Source organism: Nocardioides currus, assembly GCF_003057875.1.
Lineage (GTDB): Bacteria > Actinomycetota > Actinomycetes > Propionibacteriales > Nocardioidaceae > Nocardioides > Nocardioides currus.
Genome location: NZ_PYXZ01000013.1, coordinates 67,746 through 84,760, shown reverse-complemented (window position 1 = coordinate 84,760; position 17,015 = coordinate 67,746). Strand labels below are relative to the sequence as shown.

Sequence of the window (17,015 nt, the reverse complement as noted above, 5' to 3'; positions counted from 1 at the left end):
TCGGTGGTGGATGGTCAGGCGGCGAGGAGGGCCGGCGGACCACGGCGCACGACGGTGCGTGCCACCCGGGCGAGCGAGGGAGGAGTGGCGGGGCGCCGACGCAGCGGCGCCAGGCGGGGTGCGGTGGTGACCGCCACGGCGGGCACCACGAGCAGCGCGACGACGCGCGTCACGACGAGGGTCAGCAGCGCCGAGAGCGCTCGTTCGCCGGCCGCCAGCCACAGGCCGACGAGCACCGCGACCAGCGTGTGGAGGGCGAACATCGGCAGGTGCTGCAGCAGGGCAGCCGGGTCGGGCACGGTCAGCGCCGAGCCCGTCGTGGACGCCCCGACGGTCGCGTCGTAGTAGTCCTGCAGCGAGCCCACCCGGTGGCCGTCGCTGACCGGGAGCGAGCTCGTCCCCGCGCCGTGGCCCAGGTCGCGCGCCACCGCGGGGGCGTCGCCGGCGTGGCCGGCCGCGAGGCTGAGCACCGCGTGGCACGCCGTCTGGCCCAGCGCCACGAGCGCGATGATGCGGCCCGCGGAGACCCGCTGGGACAGCACCGAGGCGCAGACCGTGGTGCCGATCGCGAACATCGCCGCGAGCACCACCCACGACGGCATCAGCCCGCCGGCGCTCACGTGCCCGACGGCGCCGAGCAGGAAGGTCATCGCCGACACGGTCCCGGCGCGCCACCACAGCAGCGAGTCGGGACGGCCGGTCATGGCGCAGATCATTCCATGAGCAGCACGAGCGAGGTCAGCGCGACCAGCCAGGAGACGAAGCTGCCGACCAGGAAGTACTCCGTCAGCAGGTGGATGCGCTCCTGGTCGCGACGCGAGGACAGCTCGGGGAAGCGCAACAGCCCCTTGGCCGCGACCACGATGCTCGCGGCCGTCACCTGGCCCGCGAGCGCGAGGCCCAGGATGAAGACCCGCTCCAACGGTCCCAGCAGGCGGCCGCCCTTGAGCTGCATCTCGGGGTCGTCGCTCTGCCCGTGGCGGGCCGGGTTGACGGTGTCCGTGGCAGCCAGCACCAAGCGCACCACGACGTTGCCCGTGCTCAGCTGGACGGCGAAGGCACCCCCCAGCAGCAGCGCGCGATCCGCGTCCAGGCCGCCCAGCACGGGCAGCGGTGTCCCGTCCAGCCAGTCGCCGAGCCAGCCGCCGGCCGGATCGGCCCACCCGGCGACGGCGATCGCGACCCCGACGGAGGACGCCAGGACGGCCAGCGGCACGCACGCCGGGATCCGGCCGGCGAAGCCGTGGGTCACGGACTGCCCCCACGCCAGCACGGCGATCGCGATCAGCAGCAGGGCGACGACGTCGCGGCCCTGCGTCAGCCCGGCGACGAGCCCGACCACCACGGCACCCGCGGCCCCGACGCACTCGGGCAGGATGCGCACCGGCCGCACCGAGTGCGTCAGGTCGGCGAGTGCCAGCCCGATCAGCAGCACGGCAAGCCAACTCACGGGATCTCCTTCATCAGGTCATGGGCGGCCACGATGGTCCCGAGGCCGTCGGCGCGGACCCGCTGGGAGACGGCCGACGGGCTGATGCCCAGCCGCTCGGCGAGGTCGCGTTGTGTCTCGTCGTCCAGCAGACCACGCAGCACCGACAACGAGCGGTCGGAGAGCCCGGTGACCAGCTCGTCGCGCAGCAGCAGGGTGGCGTTGACCAGGGCCTCGGTGTCGGTGCCGGGGCCGGTGCCGGCCTCGTCCTCGCCGGCCGGCCCGGCGACGTACGCCGTCCGCAGCGTGCGCGACGCCGCCCGACCCTCGGCCGCCTCCACCCGCTCGATCCCGGCCCGGGCCGCCCACCAGCCGGGACCGTCCTCGACCCGCGGCGAGGCGTCGAGCACCTGCACCTCCCCGCGCCCTAGCCCGTGACGGATGTCGCCGTCGGGTCGCAGCGCGATGCGCACCAGCAGCGACGCGGCCAGCGCGTCGCCGAGGCTCGCGAAGACGGCCTGGTACTCGTCGCCCACGGTGATCCGTGCGGGCGTCGGCGGCGCGAACCGCTCGTTGACGTCGTCGATGGCCTGCTGGAACCGTGCGTGCAGCGCCCGTCGGTCCGCGGAGACGCGTGAGCCGATCAGGTCGCCGATCAGGGTGGTGACGGGCATGGCTTCACCTCACTGAAAAGAAGACTATCACTTCACTTTCATCAAATAAAGTCATGTCCTTCACTCTTCCCAGAACACTTTCTCCACCATCGCGTGCGCCCGTCGGGTGGTGCGCAGGTAGTCGTTGACCATCCGGTCGGAGTCTCCCGCGGCGTAGCCGAGCACCCGCGCCACGGCCGCCCGCTCGGTCGCGTCGCGGGGCACCTGGTCCGACGGCTTGCCGCGCACCAGGGTCACGGCGTTGCGCATCCTGCTCACCAGCCGCCAGGAGTCGGCCAGCACCTCGGCGTCCTCTGCCGCGACCAGGTCGGCGGCCACCGCCGCCTCCAGCGCCGCGAGCGTCTGCGGCGTGCGCAGCTCGGGCACCGTGCCCGCGTGCCGCATCTGGAGCAGCTGCACGGTCCACTCGACGTCCGCGAGGCCGCCGCGGCCCAGCTTGAGGTGGGTGTTGGGGTCGGCGCCGCGCGGCAGCCGCTCGTCGTCGACGCGAGCCTTGATCCGGCGCACCTCCACCACGTCGTCGGGCGAGATCCCCTCGCTGGGGAAGCGCAGCGGATCGATGAGGGCGGTGAACCGTGCCCGGAGCTCGGGGTCGCCGACCACCGCGTCGGCCCGCAGCAGCGCCTGGAACTCCCACACGTGCGACCACTTGGCGTAGTAGGCCTCGTAGGAGGCGAGCGTGCGCACCATCGGCCCCTGCTTGCCCTCCGGTCGCAGGTCGGCGTCCACCACGAGCGGCGGGTCGCTGGCGGGCAGGGACAGCAGCCGTCGCAGCTCGCCCACCACGGCCTGGGCGTACGCCGCCGCGACCTGCGCCTCGACGCCCTCGCGCGCCTCGTGGACGAACATCACGTCCGCGTCGCTGCCGTAGGACAGCTCGAACCCGCCGTACCTCCCCATCGCGACGACCGCCATCCGCGTGGGCTCCTCGTCGAGGCCGCGGGCGACCCGCACGGCGTCCATCGCGACCGTCAACGTCGCCTCGAGCGTCGCGTCCGTGAGTCGCGACAGACCAGCGCCGACCAGCGCCACGTCCGTGCCGGCGACGAGGTTGCCGCAGGCGATCCGCAACAGCTCACGGCGGCGTACGGCGCGCACCGCCCGCACCGCCTCCTCGGGATCGCTCTGCCGGGACGCCACCGACAGCATCTCGGTCGTGAGCGCCTCGGCGGACAGCGGCGACAGGTCGCCGCCGAGCATCCGCACGCCCTGCGGCTCGCGCTCGAGCAGGTCGGTGGCGTAGCGCGAGGTGCCGAGGAGGAAGGCGAGCCGCTCGGCGACCTCGCCCTCGTCGCGCAGCATCTTGAGGTACCACGGCGAGCGGCCCAGGCTCTCGCTCAGGCGCCGGAAGCCGAAGAGGCCGGCGTCCGGGTCGGGCGAGTCGGCCAGCCACTCGAGCATGACCGGCAGCAGGGTGCGCTGGATGTCGGAGGTGCGCGAGACCCCGCTGGTGAGGGCCTCGAGGTGGCGCAGGGCGCCCTTCGGGTCGTCGTAGCCGAGCGCCGAGAGCCGGGCCTCCGCCGCGTCGAGGGACAGCCGCGCGTCACTGCTTGCGAGCTTGGCCACGGCGGCCAGCAGCGGACGGTAGAACAGCTTCTCGTGCAGCCGCCTCACCTCGCGGCGGTGGTACTTCCACTGCCGGTCGAGCTCGGCCACCGGCTCGGAGTGCATCCCGAGCGAGCGTCCGAGCCGGCGCAGCGAGGCCTCGTCGTCCGGGACCACGTGCGTGCGCCGCAGCCGGTGCAGCTGGATGCGGTGCTCGAGGGTCCGCAGGAACGCATAGGCGTCGTGCAGCGCCTCGCCGTCCTCGCGCCCGACGTAGCCGCCGTCGGTCAGCTCGGCCAACGCACTCAGCGTGGCCCGCGCGCGGATCGCCGGATCGGCGCGGCCGTGGACCAGCTGCAGGAGCTGGACGGCGAACTCCACGTCCCGCAGTCCTCCCGACCCGAGCTTCAGCTGCCGCTCCGCCTCGTGCGCCGGGATGTGGTCGAGGACCCGTCGGCGCATCGCCTGCACGTCGTGGACGAAGCCGTCGCGCTCGGCGGCCGACCAGACCATCGGCTCGATCATCCGGACGTAGTCCTCACCCAGCGCGAGGTCGCCCGCGACGGGCCGGGCCTTGAGCAGCGCCTGGAACTCCCAGGTCTTGGCCCACTTCTCGTAGTAGCCGCGGTGGCTGGCGAGGGTCCGCACCAGGGGGCCGGACGCCCCCTCGGGCCGCAGGTTGGCGTCGACGGGCCAGATGGTCCCCTCGGCGGTGTGGTCGGAGCAGACCTGCATCAGCTGGGACGCCAGCTGGGTCGCGGCCCGCAGCGCGCCCCCCTCGTCGGCCCCCTCGACCGGCGCGAACACGAAGACCACGTCGACGTCGGAGACGTAGTTGAGCTCGCGCCCACCGCACTTGCCCATGGCGATGACGGCGAGCCGGGTCGTCCTCGCCGCCTCGCCGACCCGGGCGCGGGCGACGGCCAGCGCGGCCTCGAGGGTGCCGGCCGCGAGGTCCGCGATCTCGGCGGCCGCGTCGTCGACGGGCAGGTGGTGGGCCAGGTCGCGGGCGGCGAGCCGCAGCAGGATCCGCCGGTACGCGACCCGCAGCGCGTCGACGGCCGCCGCGTCGGGCAGCGTGGCGACCGGCTCCGCGACCTGCGGATCGGCACCGACGGAGGCCAGCAGCGCCGCACGCATCGCGAAGGCGGGGGCACGCGTGGCGCCGATGGTGGGGTCCGTCAGGTCACGCCACTGGTCGGGGTGCCGGACGAGATGGGCCGTGAGCGCCTCGCTGGCGCCCAGGACCGAGCACAGGCGCATCGCCGTACCCTCGTCGTCGGCGACCGCCTCGAGCAGCTCGGCCCGGTTCTCGACCGCGTCGGCGAGGCGGAGGAGCCCGGCCAGCGCCGCGTCGGGGTCGGCCGAGGCGGCCAGCGGCGTGCAGATCTCCGGACCCAGCTCACCCAGTCGATCGAGGCCCGCAGCGGCGGCTGCCCCGTCGAGGAAGCCCAGCCGGACGAGTGACCCCGCGGTCCGGGGCCGCTGGGTCGTCACGCCGACAATCCTATGCCCGGCGGGGCGCGGCGGACGGCCGCGATCGCCTCGTGAGCGCGTGCGACCATGCGCCATGCGCTCGGCACCGCAGGACTTCGACGCCCGCCCGCACCCCACGCAACGGTTCGCCGGAGCGGTCGTCGGCCCCCGGTTGCTGGCCGTCGGAGCGGCGGCAGTGGTCCTGCGGGCCATCTGGGACGTCCCCGCCCGGCTGCGGTCGGCGGCCCAGGCGAGTGGTGCCACCCCCGAGCCGGCGCCGACCGACGAGACCGCCCCGCCCCCCGACGGGATCCGGCCGGCCTTCAGCTGGTGACCCGGGCCCCGGTCAGAGGACCGGGAGCATCCGGTCGCGCTCGAACGCCGAGACCTGCCCGCGGTACTCCTCCCACTCCGCGCGCTTGTTGCGCAGGAAGAAGTCGTAGACGTGCTCGCCCAGCGTCTCGGCGAGCAGCTCGGAGTCCTCGGCGATGCCGATGGCGTCCCACAGGCTCTTGGGCAGCGGCTCGATGCCGAGCGCCTTGCGCTCGCGCTCGGTGAGCGACCACACGTCGTCCTCGGCCTCGCGGGGCAGCGTGAGCCCCTCCTCGATGCCCTTCATGCCGGCCGCCAGGATCACCGCGAACGCGAGGTAGGGGTTGCAGGCGGCGTCGATCGTGCGCAGCTCGATGCGGGTGGACTGGCCCTTGTTGGGCTTGTACATCGGCACCCGGATCATCGCCGAGCGGTTGTTGTGGCCCCAGCAGATGTAGGACGGGGCCTCGCCGCCGCCGATCAGCCGCTTGTAGGAGTTGACCCACTGGTTGGTGACGACGCTGATCTCGTTGGCGTGCCGCAGCACGCCGGCGATGAAGCAACGACCGGTCTTCGACAGCTGGTACTCCGCGCCGGCCTCGTAGAAGGCGTTGCGGTCACCCTCGAACAGCGAGACGTGCGTGTGCATGCCCGAGCCGGGGTGCGTGGTGAACGGCTTGGGCATGAAGGACGCCCAGATGTCCTGGCTCAGCGCCACCTCCCGCACGACCGTGCGGAAGGTCATGATGTTGTCGGCGGTCGAGAGCGCATCGGCGTACCGCAGGTCGATCTCCTGCTGGCCCGGCCCGCCCTCGTGGTGGCTGAACTCGACCGAGATCCCCATCGCCTCGAGCATCGAGATGGCCTCACGGCGGAAGTCGGAGCCCATCGACTGCGCGGTGTGGTCGAAGAACCCGCTGCGGTCGACCGGACGCGGCTCCTCGCCGGGCTCGGGGTGGTCCTTGAAGAGGTAGAACTCGATCTCGGGGTGGGTGTAGAAGGTGAAGCCCTTGTCGGCCGCGGCGCTCAGGGTGCGCTTGAGGACGTGGCGCGGGTCGGCGAACGACGCGGACCCGTCGGGCATCGCGATGTCGCAGAACATCCGCGCGGTCGCGGGGCCTTCGCCGCGCCACGGCAGGATCTGGAACGTCGACGGGTCGGGCTTGAGCAGCATGTCGGCCTCGTAGACGCGGGCCAGGCCCTCGATGGCCGAGCCGTCGAACCCGATGCCCTCCTCGAAGGCCCCCTCGAGCTCGGCCGGCGCCACCGCCACGGACTTCAGGAAGCCCAGGACATCGGTGAACCACAGCCGCACGAAGCGGACGTCGCGCTCTTCGAGTGCGCGGAGTACGAAGTCTTCCTGCTTGCCCATGACGCCAGCCTAGGGGGCGTGCGACCCCGCGTCGGACGCGCGCCCGCCCAACGGCCCGACACCTCCACCCGGGTCGGGCGTCCGGCGTGCGGTGCTAGCGTCGATGGACCAGCCGCCCGACTCGGGCCCGCTCACCACGGGAAAGGGATGCTGCACGATGAGCCACCCCCACGACCAGTCCACGGACACCTCGACGCCGACGCCGCCGGACGGGTTCCTCCTGCGCCACCTCGCCGCCCAGACCCGGCGCGTGTCACGCACGGCCCGCGCACCGGAGGCCACGACCAGCGGTGCGGACGCGGACCTCCTCGCCTCCCTCGGGACGGCCGTCGACGACCTGGCGCCGACCCTGCTGGCAGCCAGCCACGACCTGTCCGCGCACCCCGAGGTCTCGTTCGAGGAGCACCGGTCCGCCGCTGCGCTCGCCGACATCGTCGAGGCCCACGGCATCGACGTCGTGCGCGAGGCGCACGGCCTCCCGACCGCGCTGCGGGCCGAGGTCGGTGACGCCGACGGCCCCACCATCGCCGTGCTCTCGGAGTACGACGCCCTCCCGGGCATCGGGCACGGCTGCGGCCACAACGTGATCGCGACCGCCGGACTGGGCGCCTTCCTCGCCCTCGCCGCGGTCGCCGACCGGTTGCCGGGCCGCGTCGTGTGGCTCGGCACGCCCGCAGAAGAGGGCGGTGGCGGCAAGGAGATGATGGCCGCCGAGGGAGCCTTCGACGGCGTCGACGCCGCCCTGATGGTGCACCCCTTCACCTACGACGTCGCCGATCCCCTCTTCCTCGGGCGCCGACAGCTGCGTGCGACCTTCACCGGGATCACCTCGCACGCGTCGGCGCAGCCCTTCATGGGTCGCAACGCCCTGGACGCCGTCAACCTGATGTACACCGGCGTCGGCCTCCACCGGCAGCAGATGCCGCCGACCGACCGCGTGCACGGGGTGGTCACCGCGGGTGGCGAGCGTCCCAACGTCATCCCCGAGCACGCCGAGATGCTGTTCTACCTCCGCAGCGAGCACCCCGAGGGCCTGGCGGTCCTCAGCGAGCGGCTCGACGACATCGCACGAGGGGCCGCGCTGATGACCGGTTGCGGCGTCGACCTCGCCTGGGACGAGGCCCCCGCCTACCTCCCCGTCCGCGGCAACGGGCCCCTGGCCGCCGCGTGGACCACCCGCTACGGCGAGCGCGGGCGGACGGTGCTGCCGCCCGAGGTGGTTCCCCGGATGTTCGCGGGCTCGACCGACTTCGGCAACGTCTCCTACCGCGTCCCGGGGGTGCACGCGATGGTCCGGATCACCGACGCCGACCTGTCGCTGCACACCCGCGAGTTCGCCGACGCCGCCGTGTCCGAGGAGGCGGACCGGGTGGTGCTCGACTCGGCGTGGGCACTGGCGGCCGTGTCCGCCGACTGGCTCAGCGACCCGGAGCTGCGACGGATCGCCGCCGAGGACTTCGAGGCCGCCGGCGGCGCCGTCGACGTCCCCTCCTACTTCGAGAGGACCTGAGCGATGTCCGGACCCGGCACGACCGCGACCCGCACGGACCGTGCGCTGGCCACCGTCGAGCGACTGGGCAACCGCCTGCCCGACCCGTTCCTGCTGTTCCTCGGGCTCTTCCTGCTGGTCGGGGTCATCTCCACGGTGCTCCAGGTGCTGGGGACCGCGGTGACCATCCCCGGCTCCGACGAGGAGACGGCCGTGCGCGGTCTCTTCACCGGCGACGGCCTGTCCTGGCTGACGGTCAACCTCGGGCCCAACTTCATCGGCTTCCCGCCCCTCGTCACGGTCGTGACGATCCTGCTCGCGGTCACGGTCGCCGAACGCACCGGACTGCTCGCCGCCGCGATCCGCGCCAGCCTCGGCTCGGCCCCGCGCTGGCTCCTCCCCTACGCCGTGGGCTTCGTCGGCGTGAACGCGTCGGTGATGGCCGACGCGGCCTTCATCGTGGTCCCGCCGTTGGCCGCCATGGTCTTCAAGGCCGCCGGGCGCCATCCGCTCGCCGGGCTCGTGGGCGGCTTCGCCGCCGTGGGTGCGGGCTACTCGACCTCGATGCTCGTCACCAGCCTCGACGCGCTCTTCTCCGGGATCACCAACTCGGTGACCGCGGGCCTCCCCGACCCTGGCGCGACGGTCACCCCGATCTCCAACCTGTGGTTCAACATGGCGTCGTCGGTGGTGCTGGCACTCGTCGCCGGCCTGGTCATCGACCGCGTCGTGGAGCCCCGACTGGTGCGCGAGGGAGCCCCGGTCGACATGGTCGAGGACGCCGACGCCGACGCCGACATCGACGGCAGCCCGGCGGAGGACGACGACGTGGCGCCGGCGCTGCGCGCCATGCCGACCGACCTGTCCCCCGATCTCGATCCGGGCGAACGCCGCGGGCTCCGTGCGGCCGGGATCGTGTTCGCGCTGCTTGCGATCGTCATCGTCGCGGTGGTGCTGCCCGGCGGATCGCCGTGGCGCAACGAGGACGGCAACTTCCTGCCGGAGTCGCCGCTGCTGGACTCGACCGTGTTCATCGTGTTCGTGCTGTTCCTCGGGCCGGCGCTGGCCTACGGCTTCACCAGCGGGTCATTGCGCCGGGCCGCCGACGTGCCCAAGGTGATGGGCCTGGGCATCAAGGACATGGCGGCCTTCATCGTCCTGGCGTTCATGCTCGGCCAGTTCATCGCGCTGTTCAACTGGACCAACGTGGGCTCGGCGCTGGCCGTGACCGGTGCCGACGGGCTCGAGTCGATCGGGCTGACCGGCTATCCGGCGATCATCGGTTTCATCCTGCTGGCGTCGGTGCTCAACCTCTTCATCGTGAGCGGGTCGTCGATGTGGACGCTGATGGGGGCCGTGTTCGTGCCCCTGTTCGCGCTGCTCGGCTTCGAGCCAGGCTTCGTGCAGGCCGCGTTCCGGGTCGGCGACTCCGCGACGCAGGTGATCACGCCGATGAACCCCTACATCTGGATCTTCCTGGTGATGCTCAAGCGCTACGAGCCCCAGGCCGGGCTCGGCACCGTCATCTCCCGGATGATCCCGTTCGTGGTGCCGTTCTGGTTCGCGTGGGTCGCGGTCCTGACCGTCTTCTACCTCACCGGCGCCGACGTCGGCCCGGGCGTGGACATCCGGATCGACTGAGGATGCGCAGGGGTCAGCGGGACAGCTTGCAGCCGAGGACGTCGTCGCTGAGGAGGGCGCCGCGACGTGTCGACTCCATCGGCGGGACGTAGCTCTCCGTCGTCGGCGCCCAGGCGATCGCCGACGGGTTGCCGCGGTAGCTGACCCGGCGCACCTTCACGGTCAGCGTCACGGCCGGGTTGACGGTGCCGGCCCAGCAGCCGCTCGCGCGTCGCTTGGAGCGCGCCGCCTTGAAGCCGACCTCGTCGCCGATCGCCGCGCCGTTGTAGCGCCACGCCACGTGCACGTCCTCCGCCACGGGGACGGTCACCCAGGTCGGGTCGATCCGGACGCTCATCCCGGCGGTCCTCGCCGACGGCAGGGTGAACGTGACGGAGCCGCCGGCCACGCTCGCGGGCGCGGTGGAGTAGATCGGGTTGACGCCGTCGTACGAACGGATCGTGACGACGCAGCCCTCGCACCTGGCGATCAGGAGCGTGATGTCGGTGTCGAGGTCGGTCACGGCCGCGGCACGGCTCGAGGGCTCGGGGGCGGCCGAGGCGGGGGCGGTGCCGGCGAGTGCGGTCAGGGGAACCAGCGCGCCGATCAGCACACCGGCCACCGCACGAGCACGGAGACGGAGCGGGGATCGCAGACGGAGCACGAATTGCCTTCCGGGGTCAGTGTTCTTCGCAGGGGTGTTCGCGGGTGGGACGCGGCGCGCGAGGAGTTGGTTGTCGGCTCACTCCTCAGGCACCCAGTCGAGGTCTGCGAGCCACGCGGCGGCGGTCGCGTCACTCGGCATCCGCCAGTCGCCGCGCGGGCTCATCGTCCCGCCGGCGCTGACCTTCGGGCCGTTGGGGAGGGCGCTGCGCTTGAACTGGTTGGCGAAGAAGCGGCGCAGGAAGACCTCCAGCCACCTGCGGACGGTGGCCAGGTCGTAGGCGACGTGGGCGTGCTCGGGGAACCCGGGCGGCCACTCCCCCGTGCTCGCGTCCCGCCAGGCGTGCCAGGCGAGGAACGCGATCTTGCGCGGGCGGTAGCCACGCCGCACGACGTGGAAGAGCGCGAAGTCCTGGAGGTTGTAGGGGCCGACCGAGTCCTCGGTGGCCTGCGGCTTCACGCCCTCCTCGGTGGGGATCAGCTCCGGGGTGATCTCCTGCGCCAGGATCTCGGTCAGCACCGCGTTGGTGTCGTCCCCGAACTCGCCGTTGCTCACCACCCAGCGGATCAGGTGCTGCACCAGCGTCTTCGGCACGCCCGCGTTCACGGTGTAGTGCGACATCTGGTCGCCCACGCCGTAGGTGCACCAGCCGAGCGCCAGCTCGGACAGGTCGCCGGTGCCGACCACGAGCCCGCCGCGGTGGTTGGCGAGGCGGAAGAGGTAGTCGTAGCGCAGCCCGGCCTGGACGTTCTCGAACGTCACGTCGTAGACCTTCTGCCCGTCGGCGTAGGGGTGGCCGAGGTCCTCCAGCATCTGCTCGGCGGCGGGGCGGATGTCGATCGTCTCGAAGGTGACCCCGAGCGCCTCGCTGAGCCGGGTGGCGTAGCCCTTGGTCGTCTCGCCGGTCGCGAAGCCGGGCATCGTGAAGGCGTGGATGTCGGTGCGCGGTCGCCCGAGCCGGTCCATCGCCTTCGCCGCGACGATCAGCGCGTGGGTCGAGTCGAGCCCGCCGCTCACGCCGATGACCGCCTTGGGCGTGCCGATCGACTGCAGCCGGCGCTCGAGCCCCGAGACCTGGATGTTGTAGGCCTCGTAGCAGTCGAGCGCGAGCCGCTCGGCGTCGTCGGGGACGAACGGGAACCGGTCGACCTTGCGGAGCAGCCCGATGTCGCCGGTCGGCGGGTCGAGGGCGAACTCGACATGCCGGAACTCTGCCCCACCGGTGGTTGAGGTGCGAGCGGAGCGAGCCTCGAAACCCCGCCGGTTGTCGTCGAAGGTGCCCTGCCGCAGCCGCTCCTGGCGGAGCCGGTCGAGGTCGACGTCCACCGTCGTGCGCACGGCCCCCTCGGGGAAGCGCTCCCCCTCGGCCAGCAGGTCCCCGCACTCGTAGACCAGGGTCTGGCCGTCCCAGCTGAGGTCGGTGGTCGACTCGCCCTGGCCCGCGGCCGCATAGAGGTACGCCGCGTTGCACCGTGCGCTCGCGCTGCGCACGAGCAGTCGGCGGTCCTCCGCGCGGGCGACCGTGATCGGGCTGCCGCTGAGGTTGACGAGCACCGTCGCGCCGTTGAGCGCGGCCTCGGCGCTCGGCGGGATCGGCACCCACATGTCCTCGCAGACCTCGGCGTGGACCAGGAGGCCGGGGACGTCGGTGGCGGCGAACACCAGGTCGGGTCCGAACGGGACCTCCTGGCCACCCAGGGTGATGAACTGCCCGTGCTGGTCGTCCCCGGGGGCGAACCAGCGGCGCTCGTAGAACTCGCGGTAGGTGGGCAGGTGAGCCTTCGGCGCGACGCCGAGCACCTCCCCGCGATGGATCACGACCGCGCAGTTGTAGACCCGGTTGCCCCTGGCCAGCGGGGCGCCGACGACGAGGACGGGCAGCAGGTCGGTGCTGGCCTCGACGACCTCGGCGAGCCCCTCCAGCACCGCGTCGAGCAGCGGGTCCTGCAGGAACAGGTCGTCGATCGAGTAGCCGCTGAGCGCGAGCTCGGGGAAGACCGCGACCGCCACGTGGTCGTCGGACGCGGCCCGCGCCTGCTCGACGATGCGCTCGGCGTTGGTGGCCGGGTCGCCGATCGCGACCGGCAGCGTGATGGCGGCGACCCGCGCGAAGCCCTGGGCGTAGGCGGAGTAGAAGTCCACGGCGTCACTCTAGGAGAGCGACGACGGATCTCGCGTCGCGCAGCGGATCGGATCCGCCGGAGCCTCCGTGGGAAACAAGTGGCGCGTGCCGCCACCCGTCCGGCACCGTGCCGACATGGAGATCACGGCCTGCGTCACCGACGAGGACTACGAGGCGTGGCGGCAGGTCCGGATCGCGGTGCTGCCCTACGAGCGGTGCGACTCGGTCGCCGAGCTCCGCACCCAGGACTCCCCGCGCCGCTTGATGCTCCTGGCCAGGCTCGACGGACGGGTCGTCGGGTCCGGGCTCGCGGACCTCTCCGACTCCGCCTCCACCGGCTCCGTCGCACCCCGGGTGCTGCCCGGGCACCGTCGGCGGGGTGTCGGCACCGCGCTGCTCGACCGGCTGACCGAGCACGTCGCCGGCCTGGGGATGCCCCGCATCCGGGCCACCGTCGACGACGACGGCTCGCTGGCCTTCGCGCACCGACTGGGCTACGAGGACACCGACCACGAGGTCGAGCAGACGAAGACGGTCGGCGAGGCGCCCGCGCTGACCGGGGTGCCGGACGGCGTCGAGGTGGTCACGGAGGACGACCGGCCCGGCCTGTGGGCCGCCTGCTACGACACGTTCGGGCACCAGGCGCTGGCCGACTTCGCGCTGTCCACCCCGCTCGAGGTCAGTGCCGAGCGGTGGGCGACGAGCTGGCTCGGCGACCCGATGTTCCTCGCCGTGCGCGACGGGGACGTGATCGGGTGCGCCGGGCTGGTCCGCGACACCGACACACCCACGCGTGCGGAGAACGCCCTCACCGCCGTACGCCGTGACTGGCGCGGCCGAGGGCTCGCGGTGCACCTGAAGCTCCGCACGCTCGCGTGGGCCGCGGAGAACGGCGTCACCGAGGTCTACACCTGGACCCAGGACGGCAACGCGGCCATGCGGACGCTCAACGAGAAGCTCGGATACACCACCACACGGTCGAGCACGATGGTGGCGCGCTCGCTGCCGTCGTGATCACTCGTCCGGCAGCTCGTTCCGCTCGACCTCGCTGACCGTCGGCTCGCCGCGGTTGCAGAACACCTCGATCTCGATCGAGCGACCGGCGCGGGCGAAGACCGCGTCGACGTCGTCGTCCGGACCGGTCTCGAAGCTCACCGTCCGCCACCCGGCGCGCGGCCGCGCGTCGACCCCGCGGGCGAACGCCCCCTGGCAGGACACGTCGACCTCGCCGAACTCCTCCGCGAACGTCCGCTGTACGACCTCCAGCGACGGGTCGGGCGTCGCGCTCCCCTCGCGCAGGTCGTTGCGGGCGGCCTGGTTGCCCAGCGGGCCGCGGTCGCTGAGCGTCCCGCCGACGCGCGTCACGGTCACCACGCCGACGGCGACGGCGAGCGCGGCGACGACGAGCCAGCCGGCCACCAGGCCGAACGGACGCGTCCAGGCGCTTCGGGTGCTCACGCCCTCATTGTGTCCCGATAGGTTCGTCCCCGTGGCGCAGGTGCTGATCATCGAGGACGACTCCCGCATCCGGCCGTTGGTCATGCGGTCCCTCGGCGACCTGGGCTACGCGGTCTCGTCCGCCTCCACCGGCATGGAGGGGCTCACGCTCGCGGTCGACACGCGGCCCGACCTCGTCATCCTCGACCTCGGTCTCCCCGACGTCGACGGGACGCAGGTGCTGGCGATGCTGCGGGCGGTCAGCGACGTCCCCGTGATCGTGGCCAGCGCTCGCGACGACGACCCGTCGCTGATCGGCTGCCTCGACGCGGGCGCCGACGACTACGTCGTCAAGCCCTACACGACCGCCCAGCTCGAGGCGCGCATCCGCGCGGTCCTGCGGCGTACGGCGAGCGGCGGCCAGGACCGGCCGCGCGCCACCGTCGTGGGCGGCCTGAGCATCGACCCCGCGGCCCGCACGGCCGAGCTCGACGGCACGGTGCTCGACCTGAGTCCGCGCGAGTTCGACCTGCTCGCCCGCCTGGCGGAGGCGCCGGGCGACGTGGTGACCAAGCGGCAGCTGCTCGCCGACGTGTGGCACCAGGCGTGGGGCGGCTCCGACAAGACCGTCGACGTCCACCTCTCGTGGCTGCGTCGCAAGCTCGGCGAGTCGGCCTCCGAGCCGCGCTACCTCCACACGGTCCGCGGCGTCGGCGTACGCCTGTCCCCACCCCCGTCGGACGGCTGACGTGCGCCGCAGCCTGATCGTCACCGTCGCCGCGGCCGTGGGGATGGTGCTGCTGGCGATGCTGGTGCCGATGGCGATCCTGATGCGCGACTACGCGCTCGAGGACCGGCTGGCGGCGGCCGCGCTCGAGCTGCAGGCGACCGAGTCGGTGGTGTCCGGGGCCGGCTCCGACAAGGGTGACGTCAGCGTCTACGTCGTGCGCATCAACGAGACCTCCGACAGCGTCACGACGGTGCTCTACCCCGACGGCACCGGGATCGGGCCCCAGCCGGGCGAGGACGAACGGGTCGTGCAGTCGCGCCAGACCGGCCAGGCCCGCGTCGACGACGTGGACGGCGGCGCCCAGATCCTGGTGCCGGTCTCGCTCGGCGGCAGCTCGGGCGGCGCGGCCGACACCCCGGTCGTGCGGGTCTTCGTCCCCGAGCCCAGCGTGTTCTCCGGGCCGACGGCCCGGGCCTACCTCGTGCTCGCGGGCCTCGGCGCCGTCCTGCTGCTCGGGGCCCTGCTCATCGCCGACCGCGTCGGTCGGTCGTTCGTGCAGCCGATCGGTCGCCTGGCGACGTACGCCCAGACCCTCGGCGACCGCCGGACCAGTCCGCCCGCGCCGTCCGGCCCGGCCGAGGTGCGCGAGCTCGGCACCGCGCTCCGTCGGCTCGTCGGCCGGATCGAGCTGCTCCTGACACGGGAGCGCGAGACCGTCGCCGACCTGTCCCACCGGCTGCGGACCCCGATCACCTCGCTGCGCCTCCGGATCGAGGCCCTGCCTCCCGGCGACGACCGCGCGCGGCTCTCGGAGGACCTCGACCGGCTCCAGGTGATGGTCGACCACGTGGTCGGCGAGGCACGTCGCTCCGAGCGGGAGGGCCTGGTCGCCGGCACTCCGGCGCTGGCCGTGCTCGCCGACCGCGCGGCGTTCTGGCTGCCCCTCGCCGAGGACCAGGGCCGCACGTTGACCATCGACGTCCCGACGGGGCCGGACGAGGAGGTGCACGCCAGCGAGCCCGACCTCGCGGCCCTCGTCGACGTGCTCCTCGACAACGTCTTCACGCACACCCCCGAGGGCGCGGGCATCGCGATGACGATCGCCCGCCGCGCCGGCGGCGGCGTGGTGCTGACGGTCGACGACGAGGGGCCGGGCTTCCCGGACGACGTCGACGTCGTACGCCGCGGGGCGAGCGGCGCCGACTCCAGCGGCCTCGGCCTGGCGATCGCGCACAAGACCGCCACCGAATCCGGTGGCGGTCTCGTGGTGGGCGCATCGCCCGCGGGCGGCGGCCGTGTGGTGGTCGACCTCGGACCACCTGCCTGAGATCAGGCGACGGTGATGCTGGTGCCGCACTTCGCGGCACCGCTCGTGGCGGTGAAGGCGAACGTGTCCTTGCCGCGCGTGTTCTTCGCGAATGCATCGACGTCGACCTCGCCCTCGTCGTCGGCCGTGCGGGTCACCTTCGTCAGGCGCTTGCCGTCATGGGTGAGCGTGAAGGTCCACCTGGAGAACGGCTTGACACCGTCGATCCCGGCGTCGACGTCGTAGCCGCCGCGCTCACGGTCCACGCTGAGCTCGTAGACGCCCGCCCCGCAGCGGCCGTTGCGGTCGACGTCGGCGTTGGCGGGGGCCATCGCGAGGACGGTGAGCGGGGCGGCAACGAGGGCGGTGGCGCCGGCGAGGGCGGTCAGGCGGGTGCTGGTCTTCATGGTGATCTCCTTGATGGGTGGTGGATCAGCTGGCGGGGATGGTGGCGGTGCAGGTCTGGCCCTCGAAGGAGGCGGTGGCGGTGACGTCACCGGCGGCGCCCTCGGCGAGGTAGGCGTCGACGTCGATCTCGGCGTCCTCGTCGGTGGTGCGGGTGCCCTCGACCAGGACCTGGTCGCCCTGGGCGATCCGGACGTCCCACGCCTGCCCGGGCTCGCTGGCCTGGACCTCGAACGACACCTCGGTCGCGTTGTCCTCGCGCTCGCTCTCGAGCACGAACGAGGCGCCCTCGCAGCTGCCTGCCTCGCGGGCCTCGGCGGAGTCGCCCTGGGTCCAGACGACGGCCACCACCACGGCGCCGATGACGACGATGGCGGCGGCGACGAGGCCGATGAGCTTGGTGCGGGTCATGGTTTCTCTCCTCGAGACGGTGT

General features: G+C 72.9%; 16 protein-coding genes. 6 read left to right on the top strand and 10 right to left on the bottom strand.

Features of this window, described 5'->3' with window-relative positions:
• Positions 1-14 precede the first annotated feature (14 nt).
• From C7S10_RS21415 to C7S10_RS21400, 4 genes are read right to left on the bottom strand one after another with little or no spacing between them, the layout of a single operon-like run.
• Positions 15-704 carry a hypothetical protein gene (locus C7S10_RS21415; RefSeq protein WP_108346872.1) on the bottom strand — a complete coding sequence of 230 codons (690 nt, stop codon included), beginning with the start codon at positions 702-704 and terminating at the stop codon, positions 15-17.
• 8 nt (positions 705-712) lie between these two features.
• A complete protein-coding gene (locus C7S10_RS21410; protein ID WP_108346870.1) occupies positions 713-1,450 on the bottom strand; it encodes a hypothetical protein in 738 nt (245 codons plus the stop codon).
• Complete coding sequence (locus C7S10_RS21405; protein WP_108346868.1) at positions 1,447-2,103, bottom strand: SatD family protein; 657 nt, start codon at positions 2,101-2,103, stop codon at positions 1,447-1,449. The genes C7S10_RS21410 and C7S10_RS21405 overlap by 4 nt, the downstream gene beginning before the upstream one ends.
• A gap of 60 nt (positions 2,104-2,163) precedes the next feature.
• On the bottom strand, positions 2,164-5,145 hold the full coding sequence (locus C7S10_RS21400) for a bifunctional [glutamine synthetase] adenylyltransferase/[glutamine synthetase]-adenylyl-L-tyrosine phosphorylase (RefSeq protein WP_243395525.1): 2,982 nt from the start codon (positions 5,143-5,145) through the stop codon (positions 2,164-2,166).
• A 73-nt stretch (positions 5,146-5,218) separates the two neighbouring features.
• Here C7S10_RS21400 and C7S10_RS21395 point away from each other — a divergent pair, with 73 nt between their 5' ends.
• Positions 5,219-5,458: a hypothetical protein gene (locus C7S10_RS21395; RefSeq protein WP_108346864.1), complete on the top strand. Its 240-nt coding sequence runs from the start codon at positions 5,219-5,221 to the stop codon at positions 5,456-5,458.
• A gap of 12 nt (positions 5,459-5,470) precedes the next feature.
• On the opposite strand, the gene glnA is transcribed toward C7S10_RS21395, so the two are convergent.
• A complete protein-coding gene (gene glnA, locus C7S10_RS21390; protein ID WP_108346862.1) occupies positions 5,471-6,808 on the bottom strand; it encodes a type I glutamate--ammonia ligase in 1,338 nt (445 codons plus the stop codon).
• Positions 6,809-6,965: 157 nt separating this feature from the next.
• Between glnA and C7S10_RS21385 the strand changes: the two genes are divergently transcribed.
• Both C7S10_RS21385 and C7S10_RS21380 read left to right on the top strand, forming a co-directional pair.
• Entirely contained in the window at positions 6,966-8,318 is a 1,353-nt protein-coding gene (locus C7S10_RS21385; RefSeq protein WP_108346860.1) for a M20 family metallopeptidase, read from the top strand.
• Between the two features lie 3 nt (positions 8,319-8,321).
• Positions 8,322-9,938, top strand: a complete 1,617-nt coding sequence (locus C7S10_RS21380) for an AbgT family transporter (RefSeq protein ID WP_108346858.1) — start codon at positions 8,322-8,324, stop codon at positions 9,936-9,938.
• 13 nt (positions 9,939-9,951) lie between these two features.
• On the opposite strand, the gene C7S10_RS21375 is transcribed toward C7S10_RS21380, so the two are convergent.
• Complete coding sequence (locus C7S10_RS21375; protein WP_108346856.1) at positions 9,952-10,539, bottom strand: hypothetical protein; 588 nt, start codon at positions 10,537-10,539, stop codon at positions 9,952-9,954.
• 120 nt (positions 10,540-10,659) lie between these two features.
• Complete coding sequence (locus C7S10_RS21370; RefSeq protein WP_108346854.1) at positions 10,660-12,723, bottom strand: NAD(+) synthase; 2,064 nt, start codon at positions 12,721-12,723, stop codon at positions 10,660-10,662.
• Positions 12,724-12,838: 115 nt separating this feature from the next.
• Between C7S10_RS21370 and C7S10_RS21365 the strand changes: the two genes are divergently transcribed.
• Positions 12,839-13,717: a GNAT family N-acetyltransferase gene (locus tag C7S10_RS21365; protein WP_108346852.1), complete on the top strand. Its 879-nt coding sequence runs from the start codon at positions 12,839-12,841 to the stop codon at positions 13,715-13,717.
• Here C7S10_RS21365 and C7S10_RS21360 read toward each other — a convergent pair whose 3' ends face one another.
• A complete protein-coding gene (locus C7S10_RS21360) occupies positions 13,718-14,161 on the bottom strand; it encodes a hypothetical protein (RefSeq protein ID WP_108346850.1) in 444 nt (147 codons plus the stop codon).
• A 31-nt stretch (positions 14,162-14,192) separates the two neighbouring features.
• Between C7S10_RS21360 and C7S10_RS21355 the strand changes: the two genes are divergently transcribed.
• Positions 14,193-14,888, top strand: coding sequence for a response regulator transcription factor (locus C7S10_RS21355; protein ID WP_108346848.1), 696 nt, complete (start codon positions 14,193-14,195; stop codon positions 14,886-14,888).
• Position 14,889: 1 nt separating this feature from the next.
• Entirely contained in the window at positions 14,890-16,197 is a 1,308-nt protein-coding gene (locus C7S10_RS21350) for a sensor histidine kinase (protein WP_108346846.1), read from the top strand.
• A 2-nt stretch (positions 16,198-16,199) separates the two neighbouring features.
• Here C7S10_RS21350 and C7S10_RS21345 read toward each other — a convergent pair whose 3' ends face one another.
• Positions 16,200-16,583 carry a hypothetical protein gene (locus tag C7S10_RS21345; RefSeq protein WP_108346844.1) on the bottom strand — a complete coding sequence of 128 codons (384 nt, stop codon included), beginning with the start codon at positions 16,581-16,583 and terminating at the stop codon, positions 16,200-16,202.
• Positions 16,584-16,608: 25 nt separating this feature from the next.
• Entirely contained in the window at positions 16,609-16,992 is a 384-nt protein-coding gene (locus C7S10_RS21340; RefSeq protein WP_108346842.1) for a hypothetical protein, read from the bottom strand.
• Positions 16,993-17,015: the final 23 nt, after the last annotated feature.

Excerpts from the sequence above, each read along its gene's own strand:
- C7S10_RS21415 (WP_108346872.1), bottom strand. The coding sequence starts at position 704 with ATGACCGGCCGTCCCGACTCGCTGCTGTGGTGGCGCGCCGGGACCGTG.
- C7S10_RS21405 (WP_108346868.1), bottom strand. The coding sequence starts at position 2,103 with ATGCCCGTCACCACCCTGATCGGCGACCTGATCGGCTCACGCGTCTCC.
- C7S10_RS21395 (WP_108346864.1), top strand. The coding sequence starts at position 5,219 with ATGCGCTCGGCACCGCAGGACTTCGACGCCCGCCCGCACCCCACGCAA.
- glnA (WP_108346862.1), bottom strand. The coding sequence starts at position 6,808 with ATGGGCAAGCAGGAAGACTTCGTACTCCGCGCACTCGAAGAGCGCGAC.
- C7S10_RS21385 (WP_108346860.1), top strand. The coding sequence starts at position 6,966 with ATGAGCCACCCCCACGACCAGTCCACGGACACCTCGACGCCGACGCCG.
- C7S10_RS21380 (WP_108346858.1), top strand. The coding sequence starts at position 8,322 with ATGTCCGGACCCGGCACGACCGCGACCCGCACGGACCGTGCGCTGGCC.
- C7S10_RS21365 (WP_108346852.1), top strand. The coding sequence starts at position 12,839 with ATGGAGATCACGGCCTGCGTCACCGACGAGGACTACGAGGCGTGGCGG.
- C7S10_RS21345 (WP_108346844.1), bottom strand. The coding sequence starts at position 16,583 with ATGAAGACCAGCACCCGCCTGACCGCCCTCGCCGGCGCCACCGCCCTC.
- C7S10_RS21340 (WP_108346842.1), bottom strand. The coding sequence starts at position 16,992 with ATGACCCGCACCAAGCTCATCGGCCTCGTCGCCGCCGCCATCGTCGTC.